The 22,463-nt window shown below is 64.3% G+C and carries 17 protein-coding genes; 12 read left to right on the plus strand and 5 right to left on the minus strand.

From position 1 onward, the window contains the following. Positions 1-81: 81 nt before the first annotated feature. From UP10_RS29490 to UP10_RS29510, 5 genes are all read left to right on the plus strand, one after another. Entirely contained in the window at positions 82-2,079 is a 1,998-nt protein-coding gene (locus tag UP10_RS29490; protein WP_245321954.1) for a sensor histidine kinase, read from the plus strand. Beyond that, entirely contained in the window at positions 2,049-3,797 is a 1,749-nt protein-coding gene (locus tag UP10_RS29495) for an ATP-binding response regulator (protein WP_044590708.1), read from the plus strand. Before UP10_RS29490 ends, UP10_RS29495 begins: the two co-directional genes overlap by 31 nt. Then, entirely contained in the window at positions 3,794-4,531 is a 738-nt protein-coding gene (locus tag UP10_RS29500; protein WP_044590709.1) for a response regulator, read from the plus strand. The genes UP10_RS29495 and UP10_RS29500 overlap by 4 nt, the downstream gene beginning before the upstream one ends. A gap of 215 nt (positions 4,532-4,746) precedes the next feature. Continuing rightward, complete coding sequence (gene polA, locus UP10_RS29505) at positions 4,747-7,761, plus strand: DNA polymerase I (RefSeq protein WP_044590710.1); 3,015 nt, start codon at positions 4,747-4,749, stop codon at positions 7,759-7,761. A 258-nt stretch (positions 7,762-8,019) separates the two neighbouring features. Beyond that, positions 8,020-8,655, plus strand: coding sequence for a LysE family translocator (locus UP10_RS29510; RefSeq protein WP_044590711.1), 636 nt, complete (start codon positions 8,020-8,022; stop codon positions 8,653-8,655). A 200-nt stretch (positions 8,656-8,855) separates the two neighbouring features. Here the strand turns inward: UP10_RS29510 and UP10_RS29515 are convergent, their stop codons facing one another. Further along, the gene (locus UP10_RS29515) at positions 8,856-9,482 is read right to left on the minus strand and encodes a glutathione S-transferase family protein (protein ID WP_044590712.1); all 627 of its coding nucleotides are present in this window, start codon (positions 9,480-9,482) and stop codon (positions 8,856-8,858) included. Between the two features lie 188 nt (positions 9,483-9,670). Between UP10_RS29515 and pyrE the strand changes: the two genes are divergently transcribed. Continuing rightward, positions 9,671-10,234: an orotate phosphoribosyltransferase gene (gene pyrE / locus UP10_RS29520; RefSeq protein ID WP_044590713.1), complete on the plus strand. Its 564-nt coding sequence runs from the start codon at positions 9,671-9,673 to the stop codon at positions 10,232-10,234. Positions 10,235-10,589: 355 nt separating this feature from the next. After that, positions 10,590-11,357: a DUF2865 domain-containing protein gene (locus UP10_RS29525; RefSeq protein WP_197086924.1), complete on the plus strand. Its 768-nt coding sequence runs from the start codon at positions 10,590-10,592 to the stop codon at positions 11,355-11,357. A 128-nt stretch (positions 11,358-11,485) separates the two neighbouring features. Here UP10_RS29525 and UP10_RS29530 read toward each other — a convergent pair whose 3' ends face one another. After that, positions 11,486-11,917, minus strand: coding sequence for a hypothetical protein (locus tag UP10_RS29530; protein WP_044590714.1), 432 nt, complete (start codon positions 11,915-11,917; stop codon positions 11,486-11,488). Between the two features lie 182 nt (positions 11,918-12,099). Between UP10_RS29530 and UP10_RS29535 the strand changes: the two genes are divergently transcribed. After that, positions 12,100-12,264, plus strand: a complete 165-nt coding sequence (locus UP10_RS29535) for an RNA polymerase sigma factor region1.1 domain-containing protein (protein WP_044590715.1) — start codon at positions 12,100-12,102, stop codon at positions 12,262-12,264. Positions 12,265-12,490: 226 nt separating this feature from the next. Continuing rightward, positions 12,491-12,718, plus strand: coding sequence for a hypothetical protein (locus UP10_RS29540; protein WP_044590716.1), 228 nt, complete (start codon positions 12,491-12,493; stop codon positions 12,716-12,718). Between the two features lie 27 nt (positions 12,719-12,745). Here the strand turns inward: UP10_RS29540 and UP10_RS29545 are convergent, their stop codons facing one another. Continuing rightward, positions 12,746-12,976: a hypothetical protein gene (locus UP10_RS29545; RefSeq protein WP_044590717.1), complete on the minus strand. Its 231-nt coding sequence runs from the start codon at positions 12,974-12,976 to the stop codon at positions 12,746-12,748. Positions 12,977-13,180: 204 nt separating this feature from the next. Here UP10_RS29545 and UP10_RS29550 point away from each other — a divergent pair, with 204 nt between their 5' ends. From UP10_RS29550 to rocF, 3 genes are all read left to right on the plus strand, one after another. Then, positions 13,181-15,691: a glycogen/starch/alpha-glucan phosphorylase gene (locus tag UP10_RS29550; RefSeq protein WP_044590874.1), complete on the plus strand. Its 2,511-nt coding sequence runs from the start codon at positions 13,181-13,183 to the stop codon at positions 15,689-15,691. Positions 15,692-15,885: 194 nt separating this feature from the next. Continuing rightward, entirely contained in the window at positions 15,886-16,704 is an 819-nt protein-coding gene (locus UP10_RS29555; RefSeq protein WP_044590718.1) for an acyl-CoA thioesterase, read from the plus strand. A 65-nt stretch (positions 16,705-16,769) separates the two neighbouring features. Beyond that, positions 16,770-17,744 carry an arginase gene (gene rocF / locus UP10_RS29560; RefSeq protein WP_044590719.1) on the plus strand — a complete coding sequence of 325 codons (975 nt, stop codon included), beginning with the start codon at positions 16,770-16,772 and terminating at the stop codon, positions 17,742-17,744. A 155-nt stretch (positions 17,745-17,899) separates the two neighbouring features. Here rocF and UP10_RS29565 read toward each other — a convergent pair whose 3' ends face one another. Beyond that, complete coding sequence (locus UP10_RS29565; protein ID WP_044590720.1) at positions 17,900-19,516, minus strand: phosphoenolpyruvate carboxykinase; 1,617 nt, start codon at positions 19,514-19,516, stop codon at positions 17,900-17,902. A gap of 311 nt (positions 19,517-19,827) precedes the next feature. Continuing rightward, positions 19,828-22,425 (minus strand): CHAT domain-containing tetratricopeptide repeat protein, encoded by a 2,598-nt coding sequence (locus UP10_RS29570; protein ID WP_044590721.1) that lies wholly within the window; start codon positions 22,423-22,425, stop codon positions 19,828-19,830. Positions 22,426-22,463 lie beyond the last annotated feature (38 nt).

Consider the following 22,463-nt stretch of genomic DNA (forward strand, 5'->3'; position numbering starts at 1 on the left):
CAGCACAGGACAGTGGGACGGCCGCCGGGCTTCGCGGCGGAGAGCCGCTTCCGCATCGTCCAGCTGCTGCGCGCGGTTCCGATCCGCTGGCGCATCCTGTCGATCGCGCTGCTCAATTCCGCCGTCGTGATCGTGCTCGCCGTGCTGATCTGGAATGGCTCCAAGGTGCTCGGCTCGGCCTGGGACGACGTCCGCCAGGTGCGCGAATCCGACAAGATCCTGGCCCGGCTCGAAAGCGAGACCTCCAGGCTGCAGAACCTGATCCACCGTTACATCAACCAGCCGAGCCCGGACCTGTTCGCCGAAATCCTGCTGCTGCGCGAGGCCGTGCTCGGCACGCTGACGAACCGCGCCTCGACCGACCCGATGCTGTCAGGCTCGGTGGAGCAGCTCGAACGCGTCACCAGCCGTTTCCTCGACGGCTTCGGCGAATTGCGCACGGTACAGTCGGCCATCGGCAAGACCTACAACGAGCAGGTGCTTGCGCCGACCAGGGACATGGCCGGCCTCTATTCGATCATCGAGGGCGCGACAGGTCATCGCGACGCGCTGATCTGGCCCTCGCTCGGCAAGTCTCGCGAGGCATTCACCTCGCTCCTGGTCGCCGCCAACGCCTACTATTTGTCGCTCGACTCCGCGTCGGCCGACGAGGCCCGCCGCAACACCGATACGATCGAGAACACGATCCCTGTGATGACCGATCTTGCCGAGAACGACCTGCAGCGCATGGCGCTGGCACGGCTCAAGGTCAAGACCGAGGAACTGCGCGACGGCCTCACCAAGCTCAGCGAACAGCTCACCAACCGCACCGAATTGTTGCGCAACACCATCGACGCCAGCCAGGCCGACGCGATCGGCGCGATCGACGACCTCTCGGCCAAGATGCGCCAGCGCGAGCAGAAGGCGCAGGAGACATTCGACCGGACGCTGGCCGCGATCTCGCGCCGGGTGCTGTCGATCGCTGTGCTTTTTCTCGGCATCATCATGTCCGCCGGCGTCCTGATCGCGCTGTCGATCCGGCTGCCGCTGGCCCAGATCATGGCATCGATGCGCGCCATCACGTCGGGTGACTACGACCGCCCGGTGCAGGGCACGTCGGCCAAGGACGAGGTCGGCGCCATGGCGCGCGCCGTCGAGGTGTTCCGGGAGAACGCGATCGCCAAGAGCAAGACCGAGGATGAGCTGCGAACCGCCAAGGAAAAGGCCGAGACCGCGCTGATCGAGCTCAACACCACGCAGCAGAACCTGATCGATGCCGAGCGCCTTGCGGCGCTGGGCGGCCTCGTCGCCGGCGTCGCCCATGAGGTCAACAATCCGATCGGCATCAGCCTGACGGTCGCCTCGAGCTTCGCCCGGCGCGCGGAAATGTTCGAGAACGACCTGAAGACCGAGCCGCTGCGCCGCTCGAAGCTCGACGAATTCGTCCGCACCTCGCGCGACGCGTCGCAGCAGCTCGTCGCCAATTTGCAGCGCGCCGGCGAGCTGATCCAGTCCTTCAAGCAGGTCGCCGTCGACCGCTCGCATGCCGAACGGCGCCCGTTTAATCTGGGCGAAGCGACTGACCAGATCGTGTCGAGCCTGCGTCCGGTGCTGAAGAAAGCCGCCACCGCGCTATCGGTCGACGTGCCCGAGGGCCTGCTGATCGACGGCTACCCGGGCGCCTATGGGCAAATCTTAACCAATCTTTTCCTCAACGCCGTCAATCATGCCTTCGCCGACGGTCGCTCCGGCACGATCACGATCACGGCCCGGGCGCGCGGTGCCGACGATGTCGAGATCATCTTCGCCGATGACGGCGCCGGCATGACGCCGGACGTGCAGCGGCAGGCGTTCGACCCCTTCTTCACGACGCGCCGCAACGAAGGTGGTACGGGTCTCGGGCTGCATATCGTCTATAACCTGGTCACCCAGCAGCTGGGCGGACGCATGATGCTGGAGTCAAGGGTAGGACAAGGCACCACTTTTCGCATTATCATGCCCAGGATCGCTAAAGGGCAGCCCACGAGCCAGCCCACGATCACTGACGCAGCAGCCGACGGAACCAGTCAATGGCCGAACAGGACGATGTCCTCCAACTGATCGACGATACCGAGGCTCCTCCGGAGGATTCGTCGGTACGCAAATGGAAGATCGCCGTCATCGACGACGATCACGCGGTCCATGAGGGCACCCGCTTCGCGTTGAGCGACTACAATCTGAACGGCGCGACGCTGGAGATCGTATCGGCCTATTCCGCGGCCGAAGGTCGCACGCTGATGCGGGACAACCCCGATATCGCCGCCGTCCTGCTCGACGTCATCATGGAGACCGACGTCGCCGGCCTCGAGCTCGTCGAGTACATTCGCAACGAGATCAAGAACGAGACGGTCCGCATCATCCTGCGCACGGGACAGCCAGGCCAGGCGCCGGAACGGCGCGTCATCGTCCAGTACGACATCAACGACTACAAGGCGAAGACCGAGCTCACCGCCGACAAGCTGTTCACCTCGCTGACCGCAGCGCTGCGCAGCTACCAGCAACTTGAGCGCATGGTGCAGACCAGGCGCGGGCTGGAGATCATCATCGACGCCGCCTCGACGCTGTACGATTTCAAGTCGATGCAGCGGCTGGCCGAGGGCGTGCTGACCCAGCTCGCCTCGCTGCTCAATGTCGACTGCGCTGGCATCCTGGTGCTGCGCGACGACGGCAACGCCCCCGCGCCCGACTTCTCGGTGCTGGCCTGCTCCGGCTGCTACAGCCGCTTCATCGGCACGACATCTTCGAAGGCGCTCGATGCGGATCTGCGGTCGATGGTGGAGGCCGCCTTCCATCGCCGCAAAAACGAGTTCGCCGACCATCGCAGCGTACTCTATTTGCGCACCGGCAGCGGCCGCGAGGTCGTGGTGCTGCTGCAGGCGGAACGCCAATTGTCCGACACCGACCGTGCGCTGGTCGAGATTTTCTCCAGCCGATTGTCGATCGCGTTCGACAACGTGATCCTCTACCAGCAGCTCCACGAGGCCAACACCCAGCTCGAAGACCGCGTGGCGCAGCGCACCCGCGCGCTGATGCAGGCCAACCGGCGGCTGTCGGCGCAATGGCTGCGGCTGCAGCGCGCCAACGGCTTCAAGAACGAGATCCTCGGCACCGTCGCCCATGACCTGAAGAATCCGCTCGGGGTGATCCTCGGCCGCACCGAAATGCTGACCGAGTTGATCGGCGCCGGCTCGCCCAAGGAGAACGTCACCGCGCAGGTCGAGCACATCAGGGACGCCACCAAGCGGCTGACCTCGATGGTCGACCATTTGATCTCGGACGCGATGGCCGACGCGTTCGACATCACCATCCGCCGCGAGCCGGTCGACATCGCCGGCCTTGTCAAGGAGGTCACCGACTCGAACCTGCCCTCGGCCATCAACAAGCAGCAGAGCATCTCGGTCTCGGGGCCGCAGCATTTCGTCACGATGTGCGACACCGACCGGATCCGCGAGGCAATCGACAACCTCATCAGCAATGCCATCAAATATTCGCCGATCGGCGGCAAGATCAATGTTGCAGTCAGCCACGAGGGCGAGAACACCGTGATCCGCATCGCCGACCAGGGCCCCGGCCTCAGCCCGGAGGATCTAGGGCGGCTGTTCGGCCGGTTCCAGCGGCTGTCGGCCAAGCCGACCGCGGGCGAGAGCTCGACGGGCCTCGGGCTTTCGATCGTCAAGCGCATCATCGACATGCATGGCGGCCATGTGACCGCGCAGAGCCCCGGCCCCGGACAGGGGTCGACCTTTACGGTTACATTGCCCGCGACAGAGACATCATGAGCCAGACCCCGCATATCTTCATTGTCGACGACGAGGCGCCGGCCCGCGAAATGGTCGGCGATTACCTCAAGATGCACGGCTTTAGCGTGACGCTGTGCGATGGCGGCAAGAGCCTGCGCAAGGAGATCGAGACCAGCGTGCCCGATCTCGTGGTGCTGGACCTCAATATGCCCGAGGAAGACGGGCTCTCGATCATCCGCGACCTCAAAAGCAAGATCAACGTTCCCGTCATCATGCTGACAGCTACTGCCAGCCCGATCGACCGCGTGGTTGGGCTCGAGCTCGGCGCCGATGATTACGTCGCCAAGCCCTGCGAGTTGCGCGAGCTGATGGCCCGCATCCGCTCGGTGCTGCGGCGAAGCGCGCCTGCCAGGACCGCGACGCCGGAACCGGCTGGGGCAAAGGCCGAAAAGGAGCAATTGGTGCGGTTCGGCACCAAATGGCTCGATCTCGAGGCCCAGGCGCTACGCGACGACGAGGGCAACGAACATCCGCTCACCGCCTCCGAATTCGGCCTGCTGAAGGTGTTCGCAGCCAACCCGAAGCGGGTGCTGTCGCGCGAACGGCTGCTGGAACTCGCCAATGCGCGCGACGCCGAGGCCTTCGACCGCGCCGTCGACCTGCGCATCATGCGCATCCGCCGCAAGATCGAGATCGATCCGACCAAGCCGGCCGTGATCCGCACCATCAGGGGCGGCGGTTATTTGTTCTCGCCGACAGGGGATAAGGCCTGATCCCTGCGGGCATTTGTTGTCGTCCCGGCGAAGGCCGGGACCCATAGCCACAAATGCCTATGTGGCGCGAAATTCGGGCCGCAACGAGTGCCAACAACGAACATCGGTGGTTATGGGTCCCGGCCTTCGCCGGGACGACGATTTGGTTGTGTGGCGCGTGCGGATTCTAGGTCGCAAAGGCTGTCAATCCGCGCAAAAATCCCTAAGTTTCGGCCATGCCGAAAACAGCCTCCGACGCCTCCGCCAAATCAGCTCCGAACACCGCCACGCCCGTTGCCGCCAAGGCCCTGGCAAAGGGCGACCATGTCTTTCTGGTCGATGGTTCGGGCTACATTTTCCGCGCCTATCACGCGCTGCCGCCGATGAACCGCAAGTCCGACGGGCTGCAGGTTAATGCCGTGCTCGGCTTCTGCAACATGCTGTGGAAGCTGTTGCGCGACATGCCTGCGGACAACCGGCCGACGCACCTGGCCATCATCTTCGACAAGTCGGAAATCACCTTCCGCAACAAGCTTTATCCCGACTACAAGGCGCACCGGCCGCCGGCGCCCGACGACCTGATCCCACAATTCGCGCTGATCCGCGAGGCGGTGCGCGCCTTCGACCTGCCCTGCCTTGAACAGGGCGGCTTCGAAGCCGACGATTTGATCGCGACCTATGCAAGGCAGGCCGGCGAACGCGGCGCCACCACGACGATCGTGTCATCAGACAAGGACCTGATGCAGCTCGTCACCGACAAGGTCGTGATGTACGACACCATGAAGGAGCGCCGCATCGGAATCCCGGAGGTGATCGAGAAGTTCGGCGTGCCGCCGGAGAAGGTGGTCGAGGTGCAGGCGCTGGCCGGCGACTCCACCGACAACGTGCCCGGCGTGCCCGGCATCGGCATCAAGACCGCGGCGCAACTGATCATCGAATATGGCGACCTCGAACAGCTGCTGTTCCGCGCCGGCGAGATCAAGCAACCGAAGCGGCGCGAGTCGCTGCTCGAGAATGCCGAGAAGGCGCGCATCTCGAGGCAATTGGTTTTACTCGACGACAAGGTGGCGCTCGACGTGCCACTCGACGACCTTGCGGTGCACGAGCCCGACGCACGCAAGCTGGTCGCGTTCCTCAAGGCGATGGAGTTCACAACCCTCACCCGCCGCGTCGCCGAGTATTCGCAGATCGATCCCGCCAACATCGACGCCGATACGGCGAACAAAAGCGCAGCCGCCGCGAAACCGGCAGCCGACAATCCCATCCGCTCCGGCGACCTCTTCGCAAGCCCCGCGGCCCCCGCGAAGAGCGGCAGCAGGGAAGACAAGTCCTTCAGCCCAAAGGGCACGCCGGTCACGCTGACCGAGGCGCGCACGGAGGCCATGAAGAAGCTGCCGTTCGACCGCAGCAAATACCCTGCGATCGGCAGTCTCGACGCGCTGACGGCGTGGATCGCCCGTGTCGGCGACGTCGGTCATGTCGCGATCGAGGTGTTGAGCGACTCGATCGACCCGATGCAGGCGGAGATCTCAGGCATTGCACTGGCGCTGGCGCCCGGCGACGCCTGCTACATACCGCTCGGCCACAAGCAGGCCGGCGGCGGCGCAGGCCTGTTCGATGCCGGGCTCGCGCCCGACCAGATCAAGGCATCGGACGCGCTCGCCGCGCTGAAGCCGCTGCTGGAATCCGCTGGGATCCTCAAGGTCGGCTTCAACGTCAAGTTTTCAGCAGTGCTGCTGGCGCAACACGGCATCACCCTGCGCAACACCGACGACGCCCAGCTGATGTCCTATGCGCTCGACGCCGGCCGCGGCTCGCATGCGCTGGAACAGCTTGCCGAACGTTCGTTCGGTCATGCCATGGTCGCCTATGGCAGTTTGATCGGCAGCGGCAAGGGCAAGCTCAGCTTCGATCAGGTCCCGATCGACAAGGCGACCGAGTATTCGGCGGAGAGCGCGGACGCGACCCTGCGGCTGTGGCGCATCCTCAAGCCGCGCCTGGTCGCCGACCGCATGGCGACGGTCTACGAAACGCTGGAGCGCCCGCTGGTCTCGGTGCTGGCGCGGATGGAGCGGCGCGGCATCTCGATCGACCGCCAGGTGCTGTCGCGGCTGTCGGGCGATTTCGCCCAGACCGCGGCACGGGTCGAGGCCGAGATCCAGGAAATCGCCGGCGAACCGGTCAATGTCGGCAGCCCCAAACAAATCGGCGACATCCTGTTCGGCAAGATGGGGCTCTCAGGTGGCACCAAGACCAAAACCGGCGCGTGGTCGACCACCGCGCAGGTGCTCGACGACCTCGCCGAACAGGGCCACACGCTTCCAAGCAAGATCCTCGAGTGGCGGCAGGTCTCGAAGCTGAAATCGACCTATACCGACGCGCTGCCGACCTACGTCAATCCGCAGAGCCATCGCGTCCACACCACCTACGCGCTGGCTGCGACCACCACGGGCCGGCTGTCGTCGAACGAGCCGAACCTGCAGAACATTCCGGTGCGCACCGAGGACGGCAGAAAAATCCGCCGCGCGTTCATTGCGACCCCGGGTCACAAGCTGGTGTCGGCGGACTACTCCCAGATCGAGCTGCGGCTGCTTGCCGAGATCGCCGACGTGCCGGTGCTGCGCGAGGCGTTCCGCGACGGGCTCGACATTCATGCGATGACGGCATCGGAAATGTTCGGCGTGCCGATCAAGGACATGCCGAGCGAGGTGCGCCGCCGCGCCAAGGCGATCAATTTCGGCATCATCTACGGCATCTCGGCGTTCGGCCTCGCCAACCAGCTCGGCATCGCGCGCGAGGAAGCCTCGGCCTACATCAAGAAATACTTCGAGCGCTTCCCGGGCATCCGCGCCTACATGGACGACACCAAGGAATTCTGCCGCAGCAACGGCTATGTCACCACGCTGTTCGGCCGGAAGATGTACTACCCCGAGATCAAGGCCTCGAACGCCTCGCACCGCGCCTTCAACGAGCGCGCCGCGATCAACGCGCGGCTGCAGGGCTCCGCCGCCGACATCATCCGCCGCGCCATGATCCGGATGGAAGACGCGCTCGCCGAGAAGAAGCTCTCGGCGCAGATGCTGTTGCAGGTGCATGACGAGCTGATCTTCGAGGTGCCCGACAACGAGGTCGCAGCGACGCTGCCGGTGGTGCAGAAGGTGATGCAGGACGCGCCGTTCCCGGCCGTGAACCTGTCGCTCCCGCTGCAGGTCGACGCGCGGGCCGCGAACAACTGGGACGAGGCGCATTGAAAGTCACCTCGCCCCGCTTGCGGGGAGAGGTCGGATCGCATGCAGCGTAGCGAAATGCGATCCGGGTGAGGGGGAGTCTCCGCGAATCCAAGTCTCACCGTCAATGCGGAGAGAGCCCCTCACCCCAACCCTCTCCCCGCAAGGGCGGGGCGAGGGAGTAGACCGCCGCCGCGGCGATTGCTCCGAGAGCAATTGCAACATGGCCTCTCGGCGAATGGCACGCTAAAAATAAGCGTATCCCTCCGCGAGTCCTTTCTGATGCCCCACATCTCCGCTTTGCTTGGCTTTGCGCTCGTCTGCTTCGGCATGGTGCTGACGCCGGGACCGAACATGATGTACCTGATCTCGCGCTCGATCACGCAAGGGCCGGCGGCCGGCATCGTCTCGCTTGGCGGCGTGGCGCTCGGCTTCGTGTTCTACATGCTGTGCGCGGCGTTCGGCATCACCGCGCTGCTGTTCGCGATTCCCTATGCCTATGACGCGCTGCGTTTTGCCGGCGCGGCCTATCTGCTCTGGCTCGCATGGCAGGCGCTGAAGCCCGGCGGCCGCTCGCCATTCCAGGTCAAGACGCTGAAGGTTGACGGCCCGCGCAAATTGTTTGCGATGGGTTTTGTCACCAATCTCCTGAACCCGAAGATCGCGATGCTCTATCTCGCGCTGCTGCCGCAGTTCATCGATCCCACCGGGGGCAGCGTGCTGACGCAGTCGCTGGCGCTCGGCTCGATCCAGATCGCGATCAGCATCAGTGTGAATGCAATGATCGCACTCGCCGCCGGCTCGATCGCGGTGTTTTTGGGAACGCGTCCGACCTGGCTCTTGGTACAGCGCTGGCTGATGGGCACAGTGTTGACCGGGCTCGCAGTGAAGATGGCGCTCGAGGCGAGACGGGCGTGATCTGTCTTCCTTCTCCCCTTGTGGGAGAAGGTGGCCATAGGCGGCCCCCGGCCGCCGTTCTTCAAAGAGGACGCCGATGCTTTGCATCGGCTATGCGCAGTCCGCGACGGATGAGGGGCCTGCATCCGCGGAGAGGCCCCCTCATCCGGCTCGCATCTAGCGATGCGAGCCACCTTCTCCCACAAAGGGAGAAGGTGAACTCAATCCAGCTTCGCTTCCATGCCCCGCTTCGTGCCAGGCCGCGCCATCAGCGTGTCGTACCAGCGCTTGACGTTGGGGAAATCGACCAGATCGACCTTGTGGCGCGGATGGCGCCAGGCCCAGCCGAGAATGGCGAAATCGGCGACCGAGAGATCGCCGGCGACATAGTCGCGGCCGGCGAGCCGACGGTCCAGCACACCATAAAGGCGGCGCGTCTCGGTCATGTAGCGCTTCAGGCCATAGGCCCGGTCCTGCTCGTTCTCCAGCGCGATGAAATGATGCACCTGGCCTGGCATCGGGCCGAAACCGCCCATCTGCCACATCAGCCACTCATAGACAGGAATCCGCTCAGTCAGCGATTTCGGCAGGAATTTGCCGGTTTTCTCGCCGAGATAGAGCAGGATCGCGCCTGACTCGAAGCTACTGACGCGCTTGCCATCCGGTCCATCCGGATCGACGATCGCCGGGATCTTGTTGTTCGGGCTGATCTCGAGGAAGGCGGGCGCCATCTGCTCGCCCTTGCTGATATTCACCGGGATCACCGTGTAGGGCAGCCCCATTTCCTCCAGCGCCACCGAGATCTTGCGGCCGTTTGGCGTGTTCCAGGTGTGCAGCTCGATGGTCATTTCCGCTTCCCTTCCAGATATTTGGCCCTTGCTTACGGGGAACCCGGCGAGGCGACAACCCGCGCTTTCCGCAGGCGTGTCAGCCGGAAATCGCGGCGCGGGCGCTGTTGACGGCGTCATATCCACGCTGGAATGTGCCGGCCGGCGCCGATAGATTGCCGCCGCCTCGAACCCGAAGAGAAGACGCCTTGTCCAGATCAGCCTCCCGCGCCCGCCTCGCCGAGATCATCCGCAAGCGTTCGTTCGGGCGCGGCGAGATCACGCTGGCATCGGGCCGCAAGAGCGACTTCTATTTCAACCTGAAGCCGACGATGCTCGACCCCGAGGGCGCGGCCCTGCTCGCCGAGCTCACCTATGACGCGCTGAAGGACGACAATCTCGATTTCGTCGGCGGCCTGGAGATGGGCGCGGTGCCGCTGGCCGGCGCGATCGCGCAATTGTCCTGGCTGAAGGGCTACCCCATCGCGGCCTTCTTCGTGCGCAAGAAGCCGAAGGAGCACGGCGCGCGGCTCGCGGTCGAAGGGCTCGCCAAGGGCGAGACGCTCGTGGGCAAGCGCATCGTGATCGTCGAGGACGTCACGACAACCGGCGGCTCGGCGCTGAAGGCGGCCGAAGCCGTGCGCGAGGCCGGCGGCGAGATCGCGCTGGTCTTCACCATGGTCGACCGCGAGGAAGGTGCGACCGAAACGTTCGCGCAAGCCGGACTGGCGTTCCGTTCGCTGTACAAGGCCAGCGAGTTCTTGAAGAGCTGACGGGTCTCTGTTCTCCCTCGCCCCGCCCTTCGCGGGGTCGAGACGAGCGAAGCTCGCTCTTAGAGGGTCGGGGCGAGGGGCTCTCTCCGCGAGCGATATCTGTGGTGGGACCTGTACCCCCTCACCCGGATTGCATCTGATGATGCGATCCGACCTCTCCCCGCAAGCGGGGCGAGGTGAAGGGAAGTCTGGACGCGCGACTTCTTTCCGTCCGTTCCCCTTCCTGATCAATCGCTCGTTTACCATCCCGCACTATGGTGAATCGCGCCGGGGCAATCGTCGCCGCGGTGTGTTGCGTCGGGTGGAGTTCGCGTTGCGTACAGAGTTCAATGATCGGCGCGTGCGGCGTCGCGTGATGCTTGTCGCCGCAACGCTTGCGGGCTCGATGATCTGCGTCCCCGCCCCGGTCTCGGCCGAAGGGCTGTTCGACCTCTTCTTCGGCGGCGCGCAGAAACAGCAGGCGCGCCAGGCCCCGCCGCAAGCCAATTTCTTCGCCGATCCGTTCGGCCTCAACCAGCAGCCTGAGCGGCCGGCCCCGACACAGCGCGTCGCTGGATCCGGTCCGGCATTCTGCGTGCGCAGCTGTGACGGAAAATATTTTCCGCTGACCATGCGCGGCAACGCCACGCCGGTCCAGATCTGCCAGGCGTTCTGTCCGGCGAGCCCGACCAAGATCTTCTACGGCAGCAATATCGACAGCGCCGCCTCGAACACCGGCGAGCGCTACGCCGACAGCGAAAACGCCTTCGCCTATCGCAAGGCGTTGCGCGCCGACTGCACCTGCAATGGCCGTGATCCGGCTGGCCTCGCGCCAATCGACCTCGCGCTCGACACCTCGCTGCGAGCCGGCGACGTGGTCGCCACCACCGACGGTCTCGTCGCCTATACCGGCATCCGCGTCGGCAACGACCAGTCGTTCGACTTCGCGCCGGTCGCCTCCTATCCCGGCCTGACGGCCGAGATCCGCGCCCGGCTCGGCGAAATGAAGGTCGCGCCGGTCAGCGCCGAACTGGCGGGCGACGCGCCGCTGCCGGAAACCAGCCGCGACGTTGCACCGGCGACCCCGGTCTCGGTGGTGCCGAAGACCACGCAGAAGCCCGCCAAGCGGGCGGACGCGAACTGACGGCTTCAGCCGTCATTCCGGGATGGTGCGTCAGCACCAGACCTCAGATGCGCAACTGCGCATCGGGGAATCTCGAGATTCCGGATTCGATGCTTCGCATCGCTCCGGAATGACGGCGCGACAAATAATCAACGCCCGACGATCACGCCGATCACGTTCGGCGCCGCCAGATACTTGTCCTCGATATCCGCGCGTGCCGCGGCGCGGTTCTCCGGATTGAGCAGGCCGCGCTTCTCGGCGAGGATCATCCAGCAATAGCCCCACCAGTCGGTCAGCATGCCGTGATCGTCGACGAGGTCGTAGCCATGCTCGCCCGCGAAGATGCGCGCATGCGCTTCATCGAGCTGGTCGAGCCAGGCGTGATCCTCGACCGAAAGCAGGTCGTCGCTGAAATCGTCCGTGGTGTAGCCCCAGATCGACATGCAGACCGCATTGAACTCGCGGTCGATCTGGTCGTCGTCGATCGGCTGGCGCCGCGAGGCCTGATGCAGCCGCGACAGTGAGCGCGCGAAATCGGCGATCCGGGTGAGAGCGAACTGATCAAAGGCGATGGTGGACATGTAGTCCTCGCGGAGACTGATAGACCATAGATGTTGTATCGGCACTGCACCGAATCACAACGATATATCAAAGACTTGCTAAAGTGTTCTTAATTTGTTCCGACCCCACGTAGCAGCAAAGGCGACTCCCGCCCTCTTTAGTAGAGGCCAATTTTAGGAGGACCGCAGAGCTACAGCGAGACATGATCCGACGCGCCATCGAACTCGGCCATCTGACGGGCGTGATCACCTTCGATCAGCTCAATGACCTGCTACCGTCAGCCACGACCGAACCGGAAGACATCGAGACAATCATGCAAGCGCTGAGCGACGAAGGAATTAACGTCATCGAGGGGGACCAATCGTAGTCCGGATGATGTGCCACGAAAGCAATACGGGCCGCTGACGATGTCAGCGGCCCCGCCACGATAATAAATTCGGAAGGAAATTGCCCTGCCCCACGCTCGGCATCTCTGTCGTAGCGCAGTGGTCAAGATCCGGAAATCCGTGTCACCCCGGTGTTCCCGACCGGGCGATTACCTCGCATGTTTGTGCTTTGGCAATCAAATGCCGACAAGGCTTTGGGGGAAACACATGAGGATTATTGCTTGGATCTTGTCTGCCGCGCTTGTCCTGAATGCGAGCGCGGCGTTCGCCTACGACGCGCAGGGCTCGGGAAAGATCTCCAGCGGAAACTGCACCTGCAAGACGCACTGCGACCAGTTCGCCAAGTCGGGCCAGCTTGCCGGCCCGGCACTCGCGCAATGCAAGGTGGATTGCGCGCAAAAATACGCCGGCTGCAACAAGGGTTCGGCGCGCTGAGGCCGCACAACCGCGCTTCGGCGCAGGTCAGTTCGCCGACAGCAATTTGTCGCCGCACGCGTTCGCGTCAAACTTGCCGCCGCATTGCCGCTTGATGGCGGCGCAGCGGGCGGCAGGGCTGGCGTTCGGCGCAGCGCTGAAGCTGCAGCTCAGGCCGTCGGCGCTGCGGCCCAATTTATCTGCTGCGTTCGCCGCGCTGCTGGCGGTGATGCAGATCACGAGAAATGCTGCGGCTGCGATCTCGATCAACAGTCTCATCACGCATCCTCCGCTAAACTGTCGCAAAATCTCGGCTTTCGAAGCCGAGTGTAGCACCGGCGATGGCAAGGCCGAATGCCCTAAACCGGCCCGGTCCTTGCATAAAAATACGCCAGCGCTGTGCACGGCAACGTTTCAGACGGTTTCGATTGCAGTGCAACGCGGGTATGGTTGTGTAGAGTCTGAATGGCGGGGATTGGCGCGTTGCAAGAAAAAACACACTACCCGGCACTGAACCAGCCGGTCGACGAACTGGCGCTGGGCGAAATCAAGAGCGCGATCCTCGCCAAGCTCAGGCTTGCGATCGGCAAGGACGCCGGCATGGCGACCCGGCGCGACTGGTACAAGGCAGCAGCGCTGGCGCTGCGCGACCGTATCGTGCATCGCTGGCTGACCGCCGAGAAGCAGAGCTACGACGCCGGCTCCAAGCGCGTCTATTATCTCTCGCTCGAATTCCTGATCGGCCGCCTGTTCACCGACGCGCTGAACAATATGGGATTGCTGCCGGTGTTCGAGGCCGCGCTCGGCGATCTCGGCGTCGACCTCGCCGATTTGCGCAAATGCGAGCCCGACGCGGCGCTCGGCAATGGCGGCCTCGGGCGCCTCGCCGCCTGCTTCATGGAAAGCATGGCAACGCTTGCGATCCCCGCGATCGGCTACGGCATCCGCTACGATTTCGGCCTGTTCCGCCAGATCATGAACCAGGGCTGGCAGCAGGAATATCCCGACGAATGGCTCGCATTCGGCAACCCCTGGGAATTCCAGCGGCCGGAGGTGGTCTACAACATCCATTTCGGCGGTCATGTCGACCATGTCGACGACCGCGGCCGCGATCGCGCCACCTGGCAGCCGACGGAAACCGTCGAAGCGATGGCCTACGACACGCCGATCGTCGGCTGGCGCGGCCAGCACGTCAACGCGCTGCGTTTGTGGTCGGCGCATGCGCCGGATCCGCTCAGGCTCGACGTCTTCAACAGCGGCGACTACGTCTCGGCCAGCGCCGAGCAGGCGCGCGCCGAAGCGATCTGCAAATTCCTCTATCCGAACGACGAGAGCGCGGCGGGCCGCGAGCTGCGGCTGCGCCAGGAATATTTCTTCGTCTCGGCCTCGCTGCAGGACCTGATCAACCGGCATCTGTCCGCCGACGGCCAGTTGCGCAGCCTGGCGCAGAAGGCGGCCGTGCAGCTCAACGACACCCATCCGAGCCTCGCGGTCACCGAGCTGATGCGCATCCTGGTCGACCTGCACAACTTCCGCTGGGACGAGGCCTGGAAGATCACGGTCGCCACGCTGTCCTACACCAACCATACGCTGCTGCCAGAGGCACTGGAGACCTGGCCGGTCGAATTGTTCGAACGGCTGCTGCCGCGGCATCTCGAGATCATCTACCGGATCAACGTGCAGCATCTCGCGCTCGCCGAGGAACGCTGCCCCGGCGACATCGAGTACCGCGCCTCGGTGTCGCTGATCGACGAACGGAGTGGCCGCCGGGTTCGGATGGGCCAGCTCGCCTTTGTCGGCTCGCATCGCATCAACGGCGTCTCGGCGATGCATTCTGACCTGATGAAGGAGACCGTGTTCCACGACCTCCATCACCTCTATCCCCAGCGCATCACCAACAAGACCAACGGCATCACCTTCCGCCGCTGGCTGATGCTGGCCAATCCAAGGCTGACCGCGCTGTTGCGCGAGACCTGCGGCGAGGCCGTGCTCGACGACTTCTCGCTACTCGAGCGGCTCGAGACCCACAGCAGCGATATTGGATTTCAGCAACGCTTCCGCGACGTCAAGCATCACAACAAGCTGGCGCTGGCGCGGCTGATCGGCGAGCGCAACAACATCAAGGTCGATCCGTCGGCGCTGTTCGACGTGCAGATCAAACGCATCCACGAATACAAGCGGCAGCTGCTCAACATCCTGGAGACGATCGCGCTCTACCACGCGATGAAGGATGACCCGCAGGCCAACTGGGTGCCGCGGGTGAAGATTTTCGCGGGCAAGGCGGCGGCGAGCTACCGTTATGCAAAACTGATCATCAAGCTGATCAACGACGTCGGTGAGGTCGTGAACAACGACCCGGCGCTCGCCGGCAAGCTGAAAGTCGTCTTCCTCGCCGATTACAATGTCAGCCTCGCCGAGGTGATCATCCCGGCCGCCGACCTTTCCGAGCAGATCTCGACCGCCGGCATGGAGGCCTCCGGCACCGGCAACATGAAGCTCGCGCTCAACGGTGCGCTGACCATCGGCACGCTCGACGGCGCCAACATCGAGATCCGCGACAATGTCGGCGAGGAAAACATCGCGATCTTCGGCCTGGAGGCCGGCGACGTCATGGTCCGCCGCAAGCAGGGGCTGGACGCCAGCGACGCGATCCGCAACTCGCCGCGGCTGGAGCGCGCGATCCGCGCCATCGAAAGCGGCGAATTCTCGCCCGGCGATCCCGCGCGCTTCGCCTCAATCGGGCACGCGCTGCGTTATCTCGACCACTACATGGTCTCGGCCGATTTCGAGTCCTACTACGCGGCGCAGCGCGGCATCGACGCGCGCTGGCAGGTGATCCCGGCCTGGACCCGCGCCTCGATCCTCAACGTGGCGCGGATGCCGTGGTTCTCCTCCGACCGCACCATCCGCGAATATGCCGAGGATGTCTGGCACGTGCCGGTGCATCCGAGCGCGCCACCGGTGCTCGGCACCCAGCGCGAGGCGAAGGGGTAATACCGGGATACGGAAATCCATTACGTCCGGCGTTATTGAACTCGGCGCAGTAGCCCGCGATATTGCTGCCCAGATGAGACCGTCATTGCGAGGAGCGATAGCGACGAAGCAATCCATGCCTCCACTTGTAGGGACATGGATTGCTTCGCTTCGCTCGCAATGACGGAAACGAACGTCTGCGATCAAGGAATCAAATGCTCACCAAGACCCCGCATTTGTTCGACGAAGCCACCGCGATCACTGCCGGCGACAGCCGCTGGCAGGGGCGGACCAGCCCGGATTACTGGGCCTTTGTCGGTCCGTTCGGCGGCTGCACCGCCGCGACGATCCTGCGCGCCTTGATGCAGCATCCGCAACGCGCTGGCGATCCGCTGGCGCTGACCGTCAATTATTGCGCGCCGATCGCCGAGGGCACCTTCGATCTCGACCTCCGTTTGGTGAAGGCCAACCGGTCCAGCCAGCACTGGTCGGTCGAGATGACGCAGGGCCGCGGCGAGGTCGCGACACTGGCGACGGCCGTGTTCGCGGAACGTCGCCCGTCATGGTCGCACCAGCCGGGCGAATTTCCCGGCGCGACGCCGTTCGAGCAGACCCTGCCCTATCCAAAACTCGCGATGACCTGGGCCAACCAGTACGACTTCCGCTTCGTCGAAGGCGACCCGAAGCTTGGCAGCGGCGCGGCGAAGGCGCCGTTGAGCGCCTATTCGAAGATGTGGATTGCCGACCGCGTACCTCGCAAGGTCGACGCACTGTCGCTGATGTCGATGTCGGACGCCTTCTTCGGCCGCGTGTTCCATGCGCGGCGCGAGCTGGTGCCATTCGGCACGGTCTCGCTGACGACCTATTTCCACGTCGACGCGGCCGACCTGGAGGAGGAGGACACCACCCGCTTGCTTGCCGTCGCCGACGCCCGGATTTTCCACAAGAGTTACGGCGACCAGCATGGCGAATTGTGGTCGCCGGCCGGCCGCGTGCTCGCCACCACGACGCAAATCGCCTATTTCAAGGCCTGAGCAGGAAGGCGTAGGGTCGGCAACGGCGCAGTCGCGCCGTCTCCACTCCTACGAGGCCGTGACATATGTCCGAAGCCCTACCAAACTCCCAGCGCATCGCGCTGCTTGGCGTTCCCATCGAGATTGGCGCGTCGCAGGCCGGCCCGCTGATGGGACCGGATGCGTTGCGCACCGCGGGGATCGCGCGGCTCCTTGAGCAGCTGGGTTTTCACGTTGACGACCACGGCAACCTTGCGATCCCGGCCATCGTCGCCGATGGCCCGGTGCCGGCAAACACGAGATTCTACGATGAGGTGAAAACCTGGATCCGCGCGCTCTCCGAACGCGCCTACTGGCTGGCGCATACCGGCGCGATTCCAATTTTCATGGGTGGCGATCACTCATTGTCGATGGGGTCGATCAATGGAGTCGCGCGCTACTGGCAGGAGAAGGGCCGGCCGCTGTTCGCGCTGTGGGTCGATGCGCATGCCGACTACAACACGCCGGCCACCACCCTCACCGGCAACATGCACGGCATGTCGGCGGCTTTCCTGTGCGGCGAAGACGGGTTCGACGACCTGCTCGGCGGGCTGCCGCGCGCCTCGATCCCGCCCGACCAGCTCGATGTGATCGGCGCGCGCTCGATCGATCCGCTGGAGCGCAAATTGCTGCGGCAGCGCAACGTCTCGATATCAGACATGCGCCAGATCGACGAGTTCGGTGTCGCCGTGCTGATCCGCCGCGTGATCGAGCGCGTCAAGGCGAAGAACGGTGTGCTGCATGTCTCGTTCGACGTCGACTTCCTCGATCCTTCGGTGGCGCCCGGTGTCGGCACCACAGTGCCTGGAGGCGCGACTTATCGGGAAGCCCATCTCATTATGGAGCTGCTGCACGATTCCGGGCTGGTGCGCTCGCTCGACATCGTCGAGCTCAATCCGTTCCTCGACGAGCGCGGCCGCACCGCACGCGTCGCGGTCGAGCTGATCGGCAGCCTGTTCGGCCTGCAGATCACCGACCGGCAGACCCCGAGCAACGCGGTGTTGCCGGAAATGGGGGAATAGTTCAGCTGTCATTCCGGGGCGACGCCAACGGGTCCGCGCAAAGCGCGGCCCGATGACAGGCTCCGCGTCGAGCCCGGAATCCATTCAACCTCAAAGGCTGCGGCCCGATGGATTCCGGGCTCTCGCTTACGCGAGCCCCGGAATGACGAGCCAGCCTACTCCGCCGCGAGCTTCACTTCCGGCGCGGCGGCGCGGACGTCGGCATCGACCTGGGCTTCGAACTTGGCAAAGTTCTTCTGGAACATGCCGACCAGCGCACGCGCGGTCTTGTCGAACTCGGCCTTGTCGGCCCAGGTCTTGATCGGATCGAGGATATGCGGCTCGACACCCGGCAGCGAGGTCGGCACCGCGAAGCCGAAATACTTGTCGGTACGGAAGTCGGCGTTGCGCAAGCTGCCGTTCAGCGCGGCGGTGAGCAGCGCGCGCGTCACCTTGATCGGCATGCGGCGGCCGGTGCCGTATTTGCCGCCGGTCCAGCCGGTGTTGACCAGCCAGCAATCGACATTGTGCTTGGCGATCAGCTCGCGCAGCAAATTGCCATAGACCGACGGATCGCGGGGCAGGAACGGCGAGCCGAAGCAGGTCGAGAATTCCGGCTGCGGCTCATTGCCCAGGCCGCGCTCGGTGCCCGCGACCTTCGCGGTGTAGCCGGACAGGAAGTGATACATCGCCTGCGCCGGCGTCAGCTTGGCGATCGGCGGCATCACGCCGAAGGCGTCGGCGGCGAGCATCACCACATTCTTCGGATGCGGCGCGCAGCCGGTGCGCGAGGCGTTCGGGATAAACTCGAGCGGATAGGCCGAGCGGGTGTTCTCGGTCTTGGAGCCGTCGTCGAAATCGGGCGCGCGGGTGTTGGCGTCGAGCACGACGTTTTCCAGCACGGCGCCGAAGCGCTTGCTGGCGGCATAGATTTCCGGTTCGGCTTCGCCTGACAGCTTGATGCATTTGGCGTAGCAGCCGCCTTCGAAATTGAAGACGCCGTCTTCGCTCCAGCCATGCTCGTCATCGCCGATCAGCGTGCGCTTGGGATCGGCCGAGAGCGTGGTCTTGCCGGTGCCGGAGAGGCCGAAGAAAATCGCGGTGTCACCGTCGGGGCCGACATTGGCCGAGCAGTGCATCGGCATCACGCCCTTCTCGGGCAGATAGAAGTTCAGCGTGGTGAACACGCTCTTCTTCATTTCGCCGGCATAATAGGAACCACCGATCAGGACGATCTTGCGGGCGAAATCGATGGCGACGACGTTCTCCGATTTGCAGCCATGGCGTTTCGGATCGGCGCGGAAGCTCGGCAGGTCGATGATGGTGAGTTCTGGCACGAAGCTCGCGAGTTCCGACGCTTCGGGACGAATCAGCAGCGTGCGGATGAACAGCGAGTGCCAGGCCAACTCGGTGAAGACACGGGTCTTGATGCGATGGGTCGGATCGGCGCCGCCGTAGAGGTCCTGCGCGAACAGCGTCATGCCTTCGGCATGGCTGATGAAGTCGGCATAGAGCGTGGCGAACTGCTCCGAGGTGATCGACTGGTTGCCGGCCCACCACATCGACTTGTCGGTGAGGCCGTCGCGGACCGTGAACTTGTCCTTCGGGCTGCGGCCGGTGAATTCACCGGTATCGGCGCAGAGCGCGCCATCGGCCGAAAGCACCGCTTCGCCGGATCGCAGCGAATGCTCGTAGAGCTGCGGCGCACCGTAGTTCCAGTGCACGCCCTTGAGATTTTTTAAGCCGAATTTATCGGCACCGAAGGCACCGTTATGCACGCCCGTCTCTTGCACGAAGAACCTCCTCGAACCCGCGTATCCTTGTTCGCGCGAATGTCGCTAAACGCGCCCCGACGCGGTGACCGCCTGTGAAATATAGCCTTCCGGCCTCGGTCCGGCGACCTAATAGTGGGGATCGCCGGGCTTGCCAAGCTACTCGACCGGGTTTTGGTTTATTCCAAGGCAGGCACATCGTCTGATGCAAATACCGCAATGCGGGACAGTTTCGTTTTGCTTTCGCTTTCCTGTTGTTTTCAAAGAAGTCGCGCGACGTTCCGTCGCCATTCCCGGAAAACTACGGCATTGCAATGCACAAACAGTGCCAGCTAACGTGCCGCGCCCTCGCCGATCAGGGCGAACGGCGCCCAGAATGCCGGGTATGCATTTCGTGGCGACGAGGCATCGTTGAGATACGCCAGCATGGCCTGGCGCAGCGCTTCGGCGCGGCCGAGCTTCGGATCGGCCTTCAGGCGATCGAATGTCGATGTCGTCAGCCGCGTGGCCGCTTCCGAATCCACCGACCAATGCGACACCAGGAGCGCCCGCGCGCCCGCATAGAAGAAGGAACGCGCGAGACCGGACAGTGCTTCGGCACCCGGCTTGTCGCCGGCTATCGTGTTGCACGCGGATAGTACCACCCAATCGGCATTGAGCTTCAGTTGCGCGACTTCGCTCGAGGTTAACAGGCCATCGTCGAACTCGGTTGGCTGTCTTGGAATGCTCAACACCAGCGAAGGTTCCGCTACGCCCTTCACATCGCCGGCGACGAGGCCGTGGGTCGCGAAATAGACGATGCCGTAATCTGCCAGGGCTGCGCGTTTTACCGTGGTTTCGCTGGCGTCGCGGCCCACATGAATGTCGGATGCGGTAACGCCGAGATCTTTCGCGACCGCATTCAACTCGTCGGCGGTATCCGGCAGTTGCGGCAGCGCTGCCGCAAGCCGCGCGCGGTCGACGCCGGCACCCTGCCAGAAATCGGTGTAGGCCGACGTGACGAGCGCGCGCGACGCCTGCCTCGTCGCTGGGTGACCACCAGCCTCATCCTGCGACGGATTGAACAAGGGATCGCCAAAGCCGATCATCGGCCTGGTTGCCTCCTCTTTGCGCGCGAACACACGCGACGCCTTCAGGCTCGACGCTGCCGGTAACACCGACACCGCCTGCCGCTTCAACAGCCATGCCGCATCGCGATAGCCGGCAAATGTCTCAGGAATCGCAGCCGCGGGCGGTTCGGTCACCAGCAGATGGAATGGTAGCGCTGTCAACGCTCCCGCCGGCGCGACCAGGAGGCTGCGCTTGTCCTTGATCAGCGCATCGACCGGACCAAGCAGCGTCACGTAGAGTTCATTGGCCCGCGCGAGATCGAACAAGCCGATCTTGCCGGTCGCATCGCGCGCCTTGCCGACATCGAGGCCGCGACGGAACGCCGCGACCTTGGCGGACAGCGCATCGGCGCCGAACGGAACCGGCTTCCAGTCGATGCGATCACGGGTGATCGCAAACACAAAGCTTTCCTTTTCGGCGACAGCGAACAGCACCATCGCTTCATCGGCGGAGAGCAGCGACTGGATTTCGCTGGCCGTCATCGGCAATGGATTCGACAGCGCGGCATAATCGGGGAATTCGATGGCAAAGGTCTTTTGCAGGCCGGCGCGCTCGGCTGCGATCGCGGCGAGCCGCGCGCGGCTGCGCTGCTCGGCCGCGGCATCGCGCTTCGCGCGATCCCTCGACACCGCCGCGAGCTGCGATTTGTCCAGCACATCGGACTCAGCCGCGAGATCCTGATCGCGGCGCACCAGTTCGGCGAGACGATCGGTGCCGGCGGCGAGCCGCACCGCGAGCTTGTTCACCGCCGAAGCCGCCGACGATTGGGTGCCGCGCTGGACCACGTTGAGCGCAGCGTCGAGCGCCTTGTCACGAGGCATGATCTGCTGCGCCTCTGCCGCGAGCAATACCGGCAGCGCGACGCGCAACTGTGCGCGGCCGCTTGCGATCGTGGTCTCCACGATCGGCAGCGCATCTGCGGTGCGGCCTTCGGCCTGGTAGAGCGAGGCGAGGTTGTTGAGCGAAATCGTAAGATCCGGATGGTCCGGCCCGAGCGCGCTTTGCCGGATCGCGACCGCGCGCCGATAGAGCGGCTCGGCATCGGCGTAACGGCCCTGCCGCTCGTAGAGGTCGGCGAGATTGTTGAGCGAGCGCGCGACGTCGGGATGCTCGCGCCCAAGCACCTTCTCGCGGATCGCAAGCGAGCGCTTGATCAGCGGTTCGGCGTCCGCATAGCGCCCCTGCACCTTGTCGACCTGGCCGATATTGTTGAGCAAGGTCGCGACCGCGGGATGCTCGGGGCCGGCAGCCTTCTCGTAGATCGCGAGCGCGCGTTTGAACAGCGGCTCGGATTCGTCGTGACGGCCGAGCTTCTCGTACAGCGTCGCGAGATTGTTGAGCGATTGCCCGAGATCGGGATGATTGGGTCCAAGCGCCTTTTCGCGGATCGCCAGCGCGCGCTTGAACAGCGGTTCGGCATCGGCAAAACGCTCCTGCCGCTGATAGAGCGCGGCGAGATTGTTCAACTCGGGTGCGGCGTCGGCGGAGTTCAGGCCCGACACCTTGTCGAGGACCGCAATGGCACGCTTCAGCAGCGGCTCCGCTTCGGCGTCGCGGCCCTGGCTGCCATAGAGTTGCGCGAGATTGTTCAGTGCTCCTGCGACGTCGCGATTATCGGGCCCATACTTCTTTTCGAGGCTGTCGAGTTGGCCCTGCGCGAGCGGGATCGCGTCGGCATATTTGCCGGCGCGGGCGAGCGCATTGATCTTCGCGCTGAGCGCAGCCACGTCGCCGGCCTGCGCGAATGACGGCCCTGTCGGGCTGGTGCTCGCGGCAAGCGCCAGCCACAGCGCGACGACCAGATGACTACCTGACTTCATGGAGGTCTCGCTCTCCCGCTTCAACGATCGCGCGAGAG

This window comes from Bradyrhizobium sp. LTSPM299 (assembly GCF_000938235.1).
GTDB lineage: Bacteria > Pseudomonadota > Alphaproteobacteria > Rhizobiales > Xanthobacteraceae > Bradyrhizobium.

Bases quoted from the DNA above. Each gene is read 5' to 3' on its own strand.
- UP10_RS29495 (WP_044590708.1), top strand. From the start codon at position 2,049: ATGGCCGAACAGGACGATGTCCTCCAACTGATCGACGATACCGAGGCT.
- UP10_RS29500 (WP_044590709.1), top strand. From the start codon at position 3,794: ATGAGCCAGACCCCGCATATCTTCATTGTCGACGACGAGGCGCCGGCC.
- polA (WP_044590710.1), top strand. From the start codon at position 4,747: ATGCCGAAAACAGCCTCCGACGCCTCCGCCAAATCAGCTCCGAACACC.
- UP10_RS29510 (WP_044590711.1), top strand. From the start codon at position 8,020: ATGCCCCACATCTCCGCTTTGCTTGGCTTTGCGCTCGTCTGCTTCGGC.
- UP10_RS29515 (WP_044590712.1), bottom strand. From the start codon at position 9,482: ATGACCATCGAGCTGCACACCTGGAACACGCCAAACGGCCGCAAGATC.
- UP10_RS29525 (WP_197086924.1), top strand. From the start codon at position 10,590: ATGCTTGTCGCCGCAACGCTTGCGGGCTCGATGATCTGCGTCCCCGCC.
- UP10_RS29530 (WP_044590714.1), bottom strand. From the start codon at position 11,917: ATGTCCACCATCGCCTTTGATCAGTTCGCTCTCACCCGGATCGCCGAT.
- UP10_RS29535 (WP_044590715.1), top strand. From the start codon at position 12,100: ATGATCCGACGCGCCATCGAACTCGGCCATCTGACGGGCGTGATCACC.
- UP10_RS29540 (WP_044590716.1), top strand. From the start codon at position 12,491: ATGAGGATTATTGCTTGGATCTTGTCTGCCGCGCTTGTCCTGAATGCG.
- UP10_RS29545 (WP_044590717.1), bottom strand. From the start codon at position 12,976: ATGAGACTGTTGATCGAGATCGCAGCCGCAGCATTTCTCGTGATCTGC.
- UP10_RS29555 (WP_044590718.1), top strand. From the start codon at position 15,886: ATGCTCACCAAGACCCCGCATTTGTTCGACGAAGCCACCGCGATCACT.
- rocF (WP_044590719.1), top strand. From the start codon at position 16,770: ATGTCCGAAGCCCTACCAAACTCCCAGCGCATCGCGCTGCTTGGCGTT.
- UP10_RS29570 (WP_044590721.1), bottom strand. From the start codon at position 22,425: ATGAAGTCAGGTAGTCATCTGGTCGTCGCGCTGTGGCTGGCGCTTGCC.